The 15,502-nt window shown below is 26.5% G+C and carries 14 protein-coding genes; 10 read left to right on the top strand and 4 right to left on the bottom strand.

All coding sequences use genetic code 11. The annotated features are described in order from the left end of the window. Positions 1 to 105: 105 nt before the first annotated feature. Entirely contained in the window at positions 106 to 1,497 is a 1,392-nt protein-coding gene (gene asnS / locus ACYUE0_RS02685) for an asparagine--tRNA ligase (protein WP_460269412.1), read from the top strand. A 176-nt stretch (positions 1,498 to 1,673) separates the two neighbouring features. On the opposite strand, the gene ACYUE0_RS02690 is transcribed toward asnS, so the two are convergent. Beyond that, the gene (locus ACYUE0_RS02690; protein ID WP_460269413.1) at positions 1,674 to 2,000 is read right to left on the bottom strand and encodes a hypothetical protein; all 327 of its coding nucleotides are present in this window, start codon (positions 1,998 to 2,000) and stop codon (positions 1,674 to 1,676) included. A gap of 11 nt (positions 2,001 to 2,011) precedes the next feature. Beyond that, the gene (locus ACYUE0_RS02695) at positions 2,012 to 2,212 is read right to left on the bottom strand and encodes a hypothetical protein (protein ID WP_460269414.1); all 201 of its coding nucleotides are present in this window, start codon (positions 2,210 to 2,212) and stop codon (positions 2,012 to 2,014) included. A gap of 413 nt (positions 2,213 to 2,625) precedes the next feature. Between ACYUE0_RS02695 and ACYUE0_RS02700 the strand changes: the two genes are divergently transcribed. From ACYUE0_RS02700 to ACYUE0_RS02715, 4 genes are all read left to right on the top strand, one after another. Further along, positions 2,626 to 3,789 carry a class I SAM-dependent methyltransferase gene (locus tag ACYUE0_RS02700; RefSeq protein WP_460269415.1) on the top strand — a complete coding sequence of 388 codons (1,164 nt, stop codon included), beginning with the start codon at positions 2,626 to 2,628 and terminating at the stop codon, positions 3,787 to 3,789. 248 nt (positions 3,790 to 4,037) lie between these two features. Continuing rightward, positions 4,038 to 4,457 (top strand): YtxH domain-containing protein, encoded by a 420-nt coding sequence (locus ACYUE0_RS02705; protein ID WP_460269416.1) that lies wholly within the window; start codon positions 4,038 to 4,040, stop codon positions 4,455 to 4,457. Between the two features lie 198 nt (positions 4,458 to 4,655). Beyond that, positions 4,656 to 4,991, top strand: a complete 336-nt coding sequence (locus tag ACYUE0_RS02710; protein ID WP_460269417.1) for a hypothetical protein — start codon at positions 4,656 to 4,658, stop codon at positions 4,989 to 4,991. Positions 4,992 to 5,308: 317 nt separating this feature from the next. Continuing rightward, positions 5,309 to 6,166 carry a YitT family protein gene (locus tag ACYUE0_RS02715; RefSeq protein ID WP_460269418.1) on the top strand — a complete coding sequence of 286 codons (858 nt, stop codon included), beginning with the start codon at positions 5,309 to 5,311 and terminating at the stop codon, positions 6,164 to 6,166. 121 nt (positions 6,167 to 6,287) lie between these two features. Here ACYUE0_RS02715 and ACYUE0_RS02720 read toward each other — a convergent pair whose 3' ends face one another. Next, on the bottom strand, positions 6,288 to 6,458 hold the full coding sequence (locus ACYUE0_RS02720; RefSeq protein WP_010293161.1) for a DUF362 domain-containing protein: 171 nt from the start codon (positions 6,456 to 6,458) through the stop codon (positions 6,288 to 6,290). Between the two features lie 496 nt (positions 6,459 to 6,954). Between ACYUE0_RS02720 and ymfI the strand changes: the two genes are divergently transcribed. The 5 genes from ymfI to ACYUE0_RS02745 all read left to right on the top strand — a co-directional run bounded on the left by ymfI (position 6,955) and on the right by ACYUE0_RS02745 (position 11,941). Beyond that, positions 6,955 to 7,695: an elongation factor P 5-aminopentanone reductase gene (gene ymfI, locus ACYUE0_RS02725; protein WP_460269419.1), complete on the top strand. Its 741-nt coding sequence runs from the start codon at positions 6,955 to 6,957 to the stop codon at positions 7,693 to 7,695. A gap of 117 nt (positions 7,696 to 7,812) precedes the next feature. After that, entirely contained in the window at positions 7,813 to 8,130 is a 318-nt protein-coding gene (locus ACYUE0_RS02730) for a hypothetical protein (protein WP_460269420.1), read from the top strand. A gap of 161 nt (positions 8,131 to 8,291) precedes the next feature. Further along, positions 8,292 to 8,981, top strand: coding sequence for a response regulator transcription factor (locus ACYUE0_RS02735; protein ID WP_460269421.1), 690 nt, complete (start codon positions 8,292 to 8,294; stop codon positions 8,979 to 8,981). 4 nt (positions 8,982 to 8,985) lie between these two features. After that, positions 8,986 to 10,374, top strand: coding sequence for a sensor histidine kinase (locus ACYUE0_RS02740; RefSeq protein ID WP_460269422.1), 1,389 nt, complete (start codon positions 8,986 to 8,988; stop codon positions 10,372 to 10,374). Positions 10,375 to 10,414: 40 nt separating this feature from the next. Further along, on the top strand, positions 10,415 to 11,941 hold the full coding sequence (locus ACYUE0_RS02745; protein WP_460269423.1) for a hypothetical protein: 1,527 nt from the start codon (positions 10,415 to 10,417) through the stop codon (positions 11,939 to 11,941). 52 nt (positions 11,942 to 11,993) lie between these two features. On the opposite strand, the gene ACYUE0_RS02750 is transcribed toward ACYUE0_RS02745, so the two are convergent. Next, complete coding sequence (locus ACYUE0_RS02750; RefSeq protein WP_460269424.1) at positions 11,994 to 14,984, bottom strand: vitamin B12-dependent ribonucleotide reductase; 2,991 nt, start codon at positions 14,982 to 14,984, stop codon at positions 11,994 to 11,996. Between the last annotated feature and the right edge of the window lie 518 nt (positions 14,985 to 15,502).

Raw genomic sequence — 15,502 nt, forward strand, 5'->3', positions numbered from 1 at the left:
TTTTTATATTTAAATTTATATTAAAGCTAAAAAATAAAGTTAATTAGATTAAAAATAGATACATAAGTAAAGATTTTTAATCGCAATTTAAAGGAGGATATAGATATGGAAAAAATACTTGTAAAACAACTTTACAGAGAATCTGAAAAATACGCAGAACAAATGATTTCAATAAGTGGATGGATTAGAACTTTAAGAGCTTCTAAAAACTTTGGTTTTATAGAAATTAATGATGGAACTTTCTTCAAAAATGTTCAAGTTGTATTTGAAGAAGGATTAGAAAATTTTAAAGAAGTATCAAAATTAAGTATTAGTTCATCAATAACAGTAGAAGGAAAATTAGTTTTAACTCCAGGAGCTAAACAACCTTTTGAGTTAAAAGCTGAAAAAATAGAAATAGAAGGATTATCAGATGCAGATTATCCACTTCAAAAGAAAAGACATAGCTTTGAGTTCTTAAGAACAATAGCTCATTTAAGACCAAGAAGTAATACTTTCTCAGCTGTATTTAGAGTACGTTCATTAGTAGCTTTTGCTATACACAAATTCTTCCAAGAAAGAGGATTTGTTTATACTCATACTCCAATAATTACAGGAAGTGACTGTGAAGGTGCAGGAGAAATGTTTAGAATTACAACTATGGATCTAAACGATATTCCTAAAACAGAAGGTGGGGAAATAGATTATAAAGAAGATTTCTTTGGAAAAGAAACAAACTTAACAGTTAGTGGTCAACTTGCAGCAGAAGCTTATGCATTAGCATTTAGAAATGTTTATACTTTTGGACCAACATTTAGAGCAGAAAACTCAAACACAGCAAGACACGCTGCTGAGTTCTGGATGGTAGAGCCTGAAATAGCGTTTGCTGAGTTACAAGATAATATGGAACTTGCAGAAGATATGATTAAATATATCATAAGCTATGTATTAGAAAATGCTCCAGAAGAAATAGAATTCTTTAACAGCTTTATCGATAAAGGATTAAAAGAAAGATTAATACATGTTGCTACATCTGAGTTTGGTAAAGTATCTTATACAGAAGCAATAGATATACTAAAGAAATGCGGAAAAGAATTCCAATATCCAGTAGAGTGGGGAATAGACTTACAAACAGAGCATGAAAGATACTTAACAGAAGAAGTATTTAAAAAACCTTTATTTGTAACTGATTATCCAAAAGAGATAAAAGCATTCTATATGAGATTAAATGAGGATCAAAAAACTGTTGCAGCTATGGACTTATTAGTACCAGGAATAGGAGAAATAGTTGGAGGAAGCCAAAGGGAAGAAAGATTAGATGTACTAGAGGCTAGAATAGAAGAATTAGGACTTAAAAAAGAAGATTACTGGTGGTACCTAGAATTAAGAAAATACGGCGGAACTAAACACGCTGGATTCGGACTAGGATTTGAGAGAATGATAATGTACGTAACAGGAATAAGCAATATCAGAGACGTAATACCATTCCCAAGAACTACAGGAACTGCAGAATTCTAATATAAAAAATATAATAATATCAATAATTAAGAGGGATGAGTCCTAGACTTTGCCCTCTTTTTTGACCTCTATAGAATTTTAATATATTAAAAAACATACTAGATTATAGAAGGTGAGCAAATATAAAAAAGTTAAACCTAAAGTAAAAGGTTTAACTTTCTAAGTTTTCTATGTATTTATTTTGATGTATTTTTTTTGATTTTATCTAATAAAACAATAGCTTCTGCCAAGCCTAAGAAAAAAAGGCTATTTACAAATGAAAGTGCTATTATACTTATTCCATAAACCCATCTTAAAGGATGTGGATCACGAGCATAATGATAACCGGGTATCGGAGTTGTTAATGTAAAAATTACAATAATTCCCATTATTATTCCGCCTATAAGCACGACTTTGCCCATTATATTTAAAGCTTTTCCTATTTTATTTTCGCTATAGTGATTATCTATCGTTGTACATTGTGTTTTTTTACTAACACCTAAAATTTTATTTACGTCACTCATTTTAACCCCCATTATTCTTTTTGATTTGAATATAGAACTATAAAGAAAACTAAAACACATATGGTACTAGCTAGTTGAAGAAAGTTTAATGTTTTACCTATTAATTCTATATAATCTATAATTTCTAATGATATAAAAAAGTAATATAATGGTGAAATAGCACTTAATATCAAACCTATAATTGCTAATAAAGTTGCATTTTTTAATTTCATATTTTATCCCCCTGTTAATTTATTCATACTGTTAAGTTAATATGAGCATTGTTCTTCTCCTAATTAAAGAAATTAAATAAATTTAATCTAAAAAAGTATTTCACTATAAAAATAAAGAAGAACAATGAATAAAAATAAAATTAAATATTTTCCTTGTATAATGATAAACTACATAAGTTTAAAGGTTTATTTATATTTACTTAACAGATTTAAGTTATATTTTACCTTTATTATTATACCATAAATTATTTTATTTTCAAATTATGTAAAATATTAGAAAAAATATTTCTGTATATTTCAAGAAATGAGTATAGTATTATAAATATAATTTCTTAAAATTACAAAGAAATATACAGATATGTTATGTTATAATAAATAAGTTAAATTAAAAATAAGTAATAAGGTGTGTTGATATGGAAGATTTAAGAAATACAATTGAAGAAATTTTAAATGAAGAAATTATAAAAATAGTTATTAGTAATAGGAGCAATAAAGAGATTAAATATAATAAGATAAATTTTACATTGAAAGAAAATAGTAAAGGTGAGTATTATCAAATAGAGCAGTATACAGATAAACAGGTATTTCATGAAAATATTGAAAAAAACATGATAAAAGAAAAGTTATTAGAATGTATGAATTCTAATTATAAGCAAATGTCAGCATGGTCTACCGAAAGTAATTTTGAAATGAAAATATCTAAAAAGGGAAAAATATTTTTAGGAAAAAAGAAAAGTGATAACTCAAAACTTATTAATAAAAGCCATAATAAAGAAAAAAATTACATACTTAAAGAAGGAATGATTATTGAACCACTTATTGATTTAGGCGTTTTCACTAAGGAAGGTAAGGTGATTAATTCTAAGTATGATAAGTATAAACAAATAAATAGATTTATAGAGATTATTGATGATGAAATAAAGAAAAATAATTTTGAAGAACTTACAGTTTTAGATTTTGGGTGTGGTAAATCATATTTAACATTTGTATTGTATTATTATCTTGTAGAAATTAGAAAAATTAAAGTTAAGATGATAGGATTAGACCTTAAAGAAGATGTTATAAAAAAATGTAATGATATAGCAACAAGGTATGGTTATAATGATTTGCACTTTGAACTCGGTGATATAAATGGATTTAAATATAATAATAAAGTTGATATGGTAATTACATTACACGCTTGCAATACTGCAACAGATTATGCACTTTATAATGCAATAAAATGGAATAGTAAAATGATTTTTTCCGTTCCTTGCTGTCAACATGAGTTTAATGATCAAATGAAAAGTGAAGATCTAAATATATTAACTAAATATGGAATAATACAAGAAAGAGTTGCTGCACTTATGACAGATGCAGTTAGGGCTAATCTATTAGAAGCAGCAGGATATAAAACTCAGCTTCTAGAATTTATTGATATAGCACATTCACCTAAAAATATATTAATTAGAGCATCAAAGGCAAATATAACTAATAATAAAAAAGAAAAAGCTTTAAATGAAGTTAAGGCATTAATTAAAAAATTTAATTTTAATCCAACTTTACTTAATTTGCTTAAAAAAGACGATTTGATTTAAATTGGATATAAGGCTTCTTAATTATTTTAAAGTTTTAGGAAAGATTATTTTTCTTAATTTAAAATAGAGTGTTAATAAATAAGTTATAAGTAAATATATTAGCAAAATATTCCTAAAAATATTTACTTGTGATAAAATATAAATAATACATATTTTAAAGTACTTATTGTTTATATTCGGTTTAATTAGTAATATGAAGTATATTTAAGTGTAGAATTAAGCAAGTGGCAAAGGGAGGAGATTTAAAAATGGGGATGATATCTAAAATGCAAAAGAGAAAAAAAGAAGAGAAAAAAAAAGCAAAAAGAAAACAAAGAGGGATAGCAGCTACTACTGCATTAATTGGATCTGTTATAGGTGTAGTAGGTGGAATTTTATTTGCACCTAAACCAGGAAAAGAAACTAGAAAGCAAATTAAAGATAAAGCTAAAAGTGCTAATGAAACTTTAAAAGGTAATTCAATTAAAATAAAGGACAATGTTTCAGAAGCAAAAGAAAAAATTAATTCTTATTTAGAGGAAAAGAAAAAACCAAATTTTTATGTTGAGAAGATAGAGAAATGTGAAGATATAGAATGTGAAGATATAGAATGTGAAAATGAAAATTGTGAAGAAGATATTTGTAAAGAAGAAGCTTGTAAAGATAAAGTTTGTGAATCAGATATATAGGGAAACAAGCTCCCATTTAAATTTATTCAGTAATCTTAAAATATTTTTTGCAAAATTTAGTGTTGAATTCTAAGTGATTCGGAGCATGTCTCACTATTTTAGGTATCCAAGTTTTGAAATGGATAATTCTAAGAGTTAACTTGGAAACCTATAGAGGATTAAAAAAGAAAAATAAATAATAGAAATTAGGTGATTTAATTGTATATTTCTATAGAAAATTTATTTTTTATAATATTAAGTATTTTAGGCGGAACAGCTTTAATTTTTGTAATAATTTTCTTGAGTAAAGCTATAAAATTCCTGCAAAATTTAAATAATGTTATAGAAAAAAATGAAAAAAATTTAGAAAAAACCATAAGTAATTTACCAGAAGCTACAGAAAATATTGTAACAATAACTGATAATTTTAAGGATGTAAGTGAAGTCGTTACAACGGTTACTGCAGAGGTAATCGAAACAAAGGATAATGTTTCAGAATATTTAAGGATAGTAAAAGATATAGTTGCTATAGTAAAAGATGTATTTATAAAATAAAAAATCATGAGAAAAATCTCATGATTTTTTATTTCGTTTTTTTGTTAATTTTATATTAACAAAGCGTAAAAAAACTGTGTACTAGCTTTGAAAAAAGTGTATAATTAAAGTATATGCTGAATTTAAAAAAAGAGTAAATTATAAATATAAAAAATAAGGTTAATACTGATTTCGTACTTTAATGTTTTAATGTGATGAATTGAGTTGTTGTGAAAATAAATAGTTAATTACAAAAACAATTTAAAAAATATTTTTAACAATTAAATAATAAATTTAAAAATATATTTTTATAAAAATGAAAAGGGGAGGAGTTTTATATGGGATTAAACAAAAAAACATTTAAAGAATTCTTTTTTATAACAATAGGATTAATATTGTTATCTGTAGCATTAACACTGTTCTTAGTACCAAATAATTTAGCTGCAGGTGGAATATCTGGTTTAGCAATAATAATTAATAGCTATATACCTACAATTGCAGTACCTATTATAATGTTAGGATTAGATGTCATATTATATATAATAGGATTTATATTTATAGGAGCAAGTTTTGGATTTAAGTCTATATATTGTAGCTTGATGCTACCGTCGTTAATGTCTATATTAACTAAAATTTTTAATATTAATGGTCCAATTGTAGATGATTTATTTATAAATTTAATATTCGGAATAGTAATTGGTGCAATAGGAATGGGAATTATATTTAATCAAGATGCATCAACAGGTGGTACTGATATAATAGCAAAAATATTTAATAAATATTTTAAGCTAGATATAGGAAAAGGATTGTTAATTACAGATTTTTTAGTAACATTAATAGCAATAGCAACTTTTGGACCGATGATAGGTATGTATTCCTTATTTGGTGTTATTATAAATGGATTCATGGTAGATTATATTATAGATGGATTAAATGTAATAACTAAGGTTGAAATTGTAAGTAACAAGGGTGAAGAAATAAAAAAGTTTATTATGGATGAATTAGGCAGAGGTGCTACTGTTTATGAGGCACATGGTGCATATACAAAGGAAAAAAAAGAGGTAATAACTACAGTAGTTGAAAAAAAAGAATTTATAAAGCTTAGAAAGTATATAAAAGATATAGATGAGAATGCTTTTATAATAATATATAATGTTCATGAAACATTAGGAGAAGGTTTTGGAAGCTTAAAATAAAAAATATATTAGTAGTTAGATAATTGTTTAACGCATTTTATGTAAAAGCTTGTCCGAATAAAAAAGACTGATATACATCAGTCTTTTAAACTATTAAGAAATAGTTTATAATATGTTAAAATTATTCTTGAGCTGGAGCTCCAACTGGACAAACGTTAGCACAAGCACCACAATCGATACAAGTGTTAGCATCTATAACATATAAACCATCTCCAGCACTTATAGCACTAACTGGGCATTCAGCTTCACAAGCTCCGCAGCTTATGCAAGTATCAGCAATTTTATAAGCCATAATCAAAAACCTCCCTTATTAATAATTCAACATTATAATACCATAAATTATGTTAATAATAAAGTGTTTATTTAAATATTTTGAAATAAAATAATCATAACATTTAAATAATAATAGTATTCAAATAATAATTATTTGTTGAAAATTTTAAAATATAATTTAATTTTTTGATAAATGGATAAATTTTATGAAATTTTTCATGTTAAAATAAAAGAAAGTTTAGAAGTATTAAAAGATTTAAAGCTAAATTTTTAGTTATATATTTATCAAATGAAAATTTTATAAGTTATATAAAAATATATTAATCTTAAACTTGCCATTTTTATAGGGTTCTAAACTAAATTCTAAAGTTATTGAATAAATTTAAATTGGAGCTTGTTTCCCTATATAACACATTAATAGTTTTAGTTGAAGTGGATTTTATAATTAAAGTTTAGAACCTGTATACATATATATATGTATGTTAAAGATAAATATTAATAAAGGAAGTGTTTTTATGAGCTTAAAGGGTAAAGTAGCTATTGTTACAGGTGGTAGCAGAGGTATTGGAAAAGCTATCGTTTTGGAGTTAACTAGATTAGGTGCTAGTGTGGTTATAAATTATAGCAAAGATGATGAAAGTGCTATTAGTACATTAGACGAAGTTAAGTCTTTAGGAGGATATGGAATACTAATAAAAGGAAATGTTTCTGATTATGATTTTTGTAATGAATTAGTAACAAAATGTTTAAACATCTTTGGTAAAATTGATATATTAGTAAATAATGCAGCTATATCTAAAGTAGGGCTATTTATTGATATGGAAGAAGAAGAATTTGACCAGTTAATAAACGTAAATGTAAAATCCTTATTTAACATGAGTAAGAATGTAATGCCTCATATGATTGCAAGAGGATGTGGAAATATAGTAAATATATCTTCAATGTGGGGAAATGTTGGTGCATCATGTGAAGTTGCTTATTCAGCATCAAAAGGAGCAGTAAATATGTTTACTAGAGCATTGGCTAAGGAAGTTGCACCTATGAATATAAGGGTTAATGCAGTTGCGCCAGGAGTAATAAAAACTAAAATGAATTCATGGCTTAGTAAGGAAGAATTAAATGATTTACAGGAAGAAATTCCTATGGGGAGACTAGGAGAACCGAAAGAGGTTGCTAAGGCTGTAGCTTTTTTAGTATCTCAAAATTCATCTTACATAACAGGACAAATATTAAATGTAGATGGGGCTATAATATAAATATAATAAATTATAATTGAAATTTCACATTGAAAATAAATTGAAACAAAGTTATAGTATAATGATATTAAAATATAAAAATTTAATACAAATACTAAAAGAGGTGAATACATAGATATGAGCGGTAAGGAGTTAGTATATACAATAATAGGCATTGTACTTATTATATTATTAGGACCAACTATACTATCTATCTTTGGAACAGTTATAAGTTTTATATTTACTATAGTAGGGATAATAATATTATTAACAGTATTAGGTGTTTTGTATTTAAAACATAAAGCTAAAAAACAATTTAAAAGTTATGATCAGTCTTATAGTCAATACAATAAGGGATATAAAAATGAAACTAATAGTGAAAATTTATACACAGCAGAAGATGAAAAATCTGTGATTATAGATGTTGATTATGAAGATATTGATGATTCAAAGTAAAAAATCACAGAAATCTGTGATTTTTTATTTTCTTTTCTAAAGATTAATGAAAGTAAACATCATTTTAAAAGTTTTCTTTATTACAATAAGGTTTATGTTTTAAAAGAGTATGTTAAGGAAAACTAATATGGGTTATTTATGTATAAATAGGGAGTGGTAATATGGCTAAAATTTTAGTTGTTGAGGATGAGGTATCTATAAGAAAATTTTTAAAAATAAGTCTTAAAAGGGAAAGTTTTGATGTATTAGAAGCTGAAAATGGAGAAGATGGAGTTCAAAAAGCAAGAGAAGAAAATCCTGATATAGTTATATTGGATATTATGCTTGGAAAAGGAATAGATGGATTTAAAGTTTGTGAAATATTAAAAAAAGATTATCCAGAAATAGGAGTTATAATGTTAACTGCTAGGGGGCAAGATTCTGATAAAATTAATGGATTAGAGTTTGGTGCAGATCATTACTTAGTTAAACCATTTAATCCATTAGAATTAGTTGCAATAATAAAATCACTATTAAGAAGAATGCAATATTCTAAAAAAGAAAAAGAGGATAATTATTTATATTCTGGAGAGTTTAAGCTAGATATATATAGTAAAAAAGTATATAAAAATAATATAGAGTTAGATTTAACACCAAAAGAATATATGATAATTAAGATATTTATAGAAAATAGAGGTAAAGCTTTTAGTAGAGATGAACTCTTAGATATGGTATGGGGATATAATTATGTTGGCGATAATAAAATTGTTGATGTAAATATAAGAAGATTAAGAAGTAAAATAGAAGAAGTTCCATCAGAACCAGTATATATTGAAACGGTTTGGGGAACTGGATATAGGTGGAGGGCGTAGTAAAGTGACATCTATAAAAACAAGAATTTCCGGTGGATATTTAGTAAGTATAATAATAACAGTAATACTAGTGGAAGTTATAAGCATATTTGCCATTAGAAGTTTTTATTATGGCGGTTTAGAAGAAAGCTTAGTCAATCAAATTGGTATATCTACTAATTTCTACAATACGTATTTTTATAATGATACAGTAAAAAGTAATATTTCTAATGACATAGATCTTTATTGGGAGAATGCTGACGCTAAGGCTGAAATAATAGATAAAAAAGGAGATATTTTAATGGATTCCCAAGGTCAAAATAGGGGAAAAATAACAGTAACAAATGAATTTAAAGATTTGGTTAATGGTAAAATAAAGTTTTTTAAAGAAAAAAGCAGTTTAAATAATGAACCTATTTTGAGTGTATATATGCCATTATATTATAATGGAGAAGTTGATGGGGTCCTTAGGTTTACATCTTCTACTGTTGATGTGGATAGAAATATATTAAAGGTATCGCAATATGCAATAATGGCAGGATTTATTATTATAATATTATCAAGTTTTGTTAGTCTAGTGATTTCTAATAGTGTGGCAAAACCACTTAAAATAATAAGCCAAGGTGCAGAAAAAATGGCAGAAGGAAACTTTAATGATAAAATACCTAAGTATTCTGATGATGAAATTGGAAAACTGGCAGATACCTTAAATTATATGTCAGAAGAGATATTGAAAAACGAAAAATTGAAGAATGAATTCATTGCATCTGTATCACATGAACTTAGAACACCACTTACATCCATAAAAGGATGGTCTATTGTGTTAAAATCATCTGAATTTGAGGATGAGGAAGAGATAAAAGAAGGGTTAGATATAATAGAGCAAGAAGTTGATAGGTTGACATATTTAGTTGAAGATTTACTAGATTTTTCAAAATTATTATCAGGAAATATGACATTGAAAAAAGAAAATGTAGACATTGATGATTTGCTTAGAGGTATATGCAAGCAACTTACACCAAGAGCAAATAATGAAGGTTTAATTTTAACTTTAAAAATAGATGGGGAATTGCCAAGTGTAAGTGTAGATATAAATAAAGCAAAACAAGTTTTTATAAATATAATTGATAATGCTATAAAATTTACTAATGATGGTGGTAGGATTTTAATATGTGTTAATGCGGATGAAGATTATATAAACATAAGTGTAAAAGACAATGGGGGAGGTATAGCTTTAGAAGATTTAGAAAAAGTAAAAGAAAAGTTTTTTAAAGGAAAAGATTCGAAGTCAAGTAATGGAATTGGACTATCAGTATGTGATGAAATAATTAAATTACATGATGGAGAATTATTAATATTAAGTGAAGTTAATGTAGGTACAGAAGTTATAGTAAAATTACCATTATTATTATAAAAATACGATAGAAATTTATTTTAGTGCAGAGGAGTAATATATGAAGAAAATTTTCGGGTTAATATCCATGTTTATTATGATAATTCTCTTGGTAGGTTGTAAATATGATAATATTGATTTATCTGTAAAAGCAAAAGAACCAATTACAACACCTATCATTAATGGACAATGGATAGTTGATGGATATAGACCTTTAGAAAAAAGTGATGACTTAAATGAATCATATAATGTTTGGAATAAGTCTATAATTACTATAAATACGCAAGTAGCTATATTTCCCAATAATACATATAAAAATCCCAAATATAAATTAAAAGTAGTAGAATCAGATCAGTATATTCCCAAAAAGTATGGAGTAGAACCAAAAGAGCTAGGAATTAATGATGAAAAAATAAGCATAATATCTATATCTTCAGATGAACACTATTATGAAGATGTATTATTGATAGATGATGATAATGCCATAGTGGAAAGTAATAATATAATATATTATATTTCTAGAATTAACTCAAATGATATAGATGAATTGAAAGAAAAACAAAACCAAAAGGGAATATCTATAGGAAATAGTAAGTATTCTGACAATAGTGATTTAAACAAAGAAAAAAGTGGCGTTTTTATAGGGTTAAAGGAAACTACTAAAATGGATAAATATCCTCTTATATTTAAGAATTATATAGATAAAATGAATAATTTTTCTTATAGAACTTTATGGGTAAATTTTGATGGCGAGAACGTGGAAATTAAAGAAATACCATATATATTTTTAGTTAGAAAAAATGGATTTTGGAAAGTAGAAAGTAATAGAACTGTAGAAACTGATTATATACAGGATAATATTACAGCAATTCCTTTAAATAAAAAGGACGAAGAAAACAATATAATTAAAAGGGAAATTAGAAATGGTTGGACCTATGGAACTGCTGAAATAAATTTCATAGCTAATGATTATATGTGTGTAGAAACTCATGGAAATAATGTAGATTATGAAAATGAAAAATTTGACTATGAAAATTTAGAAACAGTTCCTATTGACACGGTATACTCAGGAGAAATGAAATCAATAAGTATATCAAAAGTTTTAAGTAAAGAGCAGTTAGAAATTGTTAATGAAGAAATAATGAGAATAAATAATAAAACAGAATCTGTCAATAAAGATGATTATACTAAAGATTTTTGGGGGTTCGGAGTAGAAAGAGTACCTGGAAAATGGGGGTTGAAAGGTAGAGTTAATCAAGATTTAACGAATAATGATTATGCAGATTTCCAAATTCCTATAGACGTACCGCAAACCCTTTTAAAATATGATTCAGTATATTTACCATTAGCTAAAATAAAAGAACAGGTGCCAAGGGCCAAAGATGTAATTTGCTCTCCAAATAAAGATATGGCAGTAGTGTTTACAGATGAAAAAATACTTGTATATAAAATAGTTGGAACTAACTTAAGCGATGCACCATTAAGTGAATTTGATTTAAAAGAAAATGAAAAGCTTATAATGGCTGAATGGGCCACTGGTGATTATGTTGATCAGTGGGATAAAGAAGTAAATGAAAATTTAAAATAAAAGAGTATAGTTCAAAATAGCTTTTATTTTGAACTATACTTTTGAACTATACTTAACTACATCCTGTTGTTGTGCCACAGTCTTGGCAAACCTTACAAGTACCATTCCTTACAAGTCTAGTACTAGAACAATTGGAACAAATTTCAGAATAAATTCGTTCACCATCAATAGAACTACTAGAAATTTCAGTTTCTGCTACGCTATGAGTAATATTGTTTTGGATATTAAATTCAGCGTTATTGATTTGTGGTTTGACTTGGCATCTAGAAAAATCTCCAAGTTCTATATCAATAACTTTACTAATCAAATCAGATATAGAAGAAACTTGTTTTATATAGGGATGTTTTTGAACAAATCCATATGGTTCATATTTTTGACCTCTAAGCATTTTTGCTATGTCCTGAGGTGGAACGTTATATTGTAACATTACAGAGATAGATTTAGATAATGAATTTAAAAGCCCCATTATTATTGTACCTTCTCTATCTGTAGTTATATAAATTTCGCAAATTTCATCTTTTTCATTTCTATTAACTGTTGTATATATCTTTACTTCATCTATTTGAGCTGGATGAGTTGTTCCATAGCGAATTCCTTCAGGTTTTTCGCGAGTGGAAATACAACGGCTAGCTTCTAATTCTTTAGCTTTTTTTAGTAATTCATCATAAGTTAAATCTTCAAGATTAGATTTTTTCCCATCATCAAGAGTAGTATTAAGTGGCTGGCTAGCTTTGCAACCATCTCTGTAAAGAGAAATGCCTTTAATTCCAAGTTTCCATGAATTTATTACAACAGATTTAAAATCTTCTACAGTTGCATTAGATGGAAGATTAACAGTTTTAGAAACAGCACCAGAAATCATAGGTGTTATACTAGCCATCATAAGTACATGTCCCATGGCGTCAATAAATCTATCGCCACTACCACATTTATTAGCAGTATCAAATATTGGTAGATGTTCATCTTTTAAATGTGGTGCATCATCTATTTTTCCATCAACTATTTTTTCATATTCAAATCCATCTTCAGAGACAATTTCTTTTCTAAGTATATAATCTAAAATATCTTTAATTTCACTGGACGAATAACCTAAGTTTTTAAGTGTTTCTTCAATAACAGGATTTACTATAGTCATAAATCCACCACCAGATAATTTTTTATATACAAAGTGAGAAAAATAAGGTTCTATTGAAGTAGCACCACAGTCCATTGCAAATGATATAGTTCCAGTAGGTGCAATAACTGAAACTTGAGCATTTCTATATCCGTGCTTTTCACCTAAATTAAGAGCATCTTTCCATGTGGATTTTAGTAATTTACTTAATTTTTCACAGCCGATTTTGCTTAAAATATTATGATTAATTTCAAGTGGTTTATAATTTAAGTTTTCATAGTCAGAGTCTAAAGCTTTAGCAACTCTACAATGATTTCTTATAACTTTTAACATATATTTTTTATTAATATTGTATTTTTCAAATGAACCTAATTTTTCTGCCATTATAGCAGAAGTTTTATAGGAAGTAGCTGTAAGTAATCCTATTAAAGATGCAGAAATTGCTCTAGCTTCATCAGAGTCATAAGGGTATCCCATAACCATAAGTAAAGATGATAGATTAGAAACTCCAAGACCGGTAGTCCTAAATAAATGAGTTTTTCTAGCTATATCTTCAGTTGGAAATTGACCCCAATGTATAGAAGCTTCTAAAGCTAATTGCAGAATAGAAACTAAGTGAATATAGCCTTCTAAATCAAAAGAATTATCTTCATTATTATAAAATTTATAAAGATTTATAGATGCTAAATTGCAAGATGTATCATCTATAAAAGCATATTCGCCACAGGGATTTGTAGAATTTATTCTATTATGTTTAGCGTTAAATAAACCATCTTCTCCACATGGACAAGTATGCCAACTATTAAAAGTATCATCAAATTGAGGTGCAGGGTCTGCACATTTCCAAGCAGATGTGTTAAATTTATCCCATAATAAATTTACTTTTACCTTTTTATTTATAAAGTGGTCTACTCTTCCTTTTAACTCTATAGTTTCTTCAGGATTAACAGAAAGATTTTCAACCTTTTGCATAAAGTCATCACTAAATCTTATAGAGTTATTGCCATTTTGACCAGAGACTGTTTCATAAGCCTCACCTTCAAAGTTGGCGTCATACCCCATCTTACCTAAGGCTCTAACTTTATCTTCTTCTCTTGCTTTCCATTCAATAAAATCTAATATTTCAGGGTGATCGATATCTAAAGCTACCATTTTAGCGGCTCTTCTAGTAGTTCCACCAGATTTTATAGCTCCAGCGTTTCTATCTAAACCTTTCAAAAAGCTCATAATTCCAGAAGATATACCACCTCCAGAAAGTTTTTCTCCTTTAGCTCTTATATTAGAGTAATTTGTACCAGTACCAGAGCCACCTTTAAACAATTTAGTCTCTGTTACAAATTGTTCAGATATAGAATGCTTTCCTAAAAGTTTATCTTCTATAGATAGTATAAAGCAGGCAGAAGCTTGAGTTCTTGTATAGGCATCTTTACTTTTTACTACCTTTCCTTCATTAGGGTCAAAATAATAATTATTTAAACTTTCACTATTTATTCCATAGGAATGCATTAAACCTGTATTAAACCATTGTGGCGAATTTGGAGCATACATTTGATTTAAAAAACAGTATGCTAATTCATCATAAAGGATTTCTTTTTCTTTTTCAGAATTAATTAGGCCTTCATCAATTAAGGCTTCACACCAAAAATTAACAATTCTATCAACTACCATTTTAAGTGAATTTTCATAACCACATTCATTAGGTACCATTGCTTTTTTGAAATATTTTGAAGCAATTATATCACAAGCATTTTGTGAGTAGTGAATAGGAAATTCTAGATCTTTCATATCAACTAAAACTTTATCACTTTTATAGTCCTTTATAAAAACATTAATCTTTTTCCATTTGAATAAATCATATACAGTAAGATTTTTATTTCCATCAAGTTTTTTTGTATAATATCTTTTAAATAAATTTTTTATATTACTCATTATCATCACTAGATTAGTTAACTGTCAAAACTAACTAGTATTGCACCTCCTAAGCGTAGAAAATTAACGAAATAAAAATACTACATATTGCTATATGTAGTATAATATGCACTATATGTTGTATTATATAACAAGGATTAAATTTAATCAACAATTATTATTTTATAACAATAATGAAAAAAAATTCGAAAATAATAGAATTATTTGTACTCTTGTAGAAAAAAATAAGTATATAAAATAATATATACTAAATTATAAAAATAAATTTATTAATTAATATAGCAAAATAAGATTCAATTTAGATTTATTCAATAACTTAAAAATATCTTAATTCAAAAGGGAGTATTTAATTTACATTCTTGTAAAATTGTATTACTCTCTTTGTATCCAAGTTTTAAAATAAACAATTCTTAAAGTTAACTTGGAACTATATATTATAAAGTTAGCATTATAGTATTTAAATATACATTCAGTTAGTAGTTGAATATACCTAACGTAAAAGGATATAATGAGGAGTA

The organism is Clostridium sp. CTA-19 (assembly GCF_054767855.1).

Bases quoted from the DNA above. Each gene is read 5' to 3' on its own strand.
- asnS (WP_460269412.1), top strand. From the start codon at position 106: ATGGAAAAAATACTTGTAAAACAACTTTACAGAGAATCTGAAAAATAC.
- ACYUE0_RS02690 (WP_460269413.1), bottom strand. From the start codon at position 2,000: ATGAGTGACGTAAATAAAATTTTAGGTGTTAGTAAAAAAACACAATGT.
- ACYUE0_RS02695 (WP_460269414.1), bottom strand. From the start codon at position 2,212: ATGAAATTAAAAAATGCAACTTTATTAGCAATTATAGGTTTGATATTA.
- ACYUE0_RS02700 (WP_460269415.1), top strand. From the start codon at position 2,626: ATGGAAGATTTAAGAAATACAATTGAAGAAATTTTAAATGAAGAAATT.
- ACYUE0_RS02705 (WP_460269416.1), top strand. From the start codon at position 4,038: ATGGGGATGATATCTAAAATGCAAAAGAGAAAAAAAGAAGAGAAAAAA.
- ACYUE0_RS02715 (WP_460269418.1), top strand. From the start codon at position 5,309: ATGGGATTAAACAAAAAAACATTTAAAGAATTCTTTTTTATAACAATA.
- ACYUE0_RS02720 (WP_010293161.1), bottom strand. From the start codon at position 6,458: ATGGCTTATAAAATTGCTGATACTTGCATAAGCTGCGGAGCTTGTGAA.
- ymfI (WP_460269419.1), top strand. From the start codon at position 6,955: ATGAGCTTAAAGGGTAAAGTAGCTATTGTTACAGGTGGTAGCAGAGGT.
- ACYUE0_RS02730 (WP_460269420.1), top strand. From the start codon at position 7,813: ATGAGCGGTAAGGAGTTAGTATATACAATAATAGGCATTGTACTTATT.
- ACYUE0_RS02735 (WP_460269421.1), top strand. From the start codon at position 8,292: ATGGCTAAAATTTTAGTTGTTGAGGATGAGGTATCTATAAGAAAATTT.
- ACYUE0_RS02745 (WP_460269423.1), top strand. From the start codon at position 10,415: ATGAAGAAAATTTTCGGGTTAATATCCATGTTTATTATGATAATTCTC.
- ACYUE0_RS02750 (WP_460269424.1), bottom strand. From the start codon at position 14,984: ATGAGTAATATAAAAAATTTATTTAAAAGATATTATACAAAAAAACTT.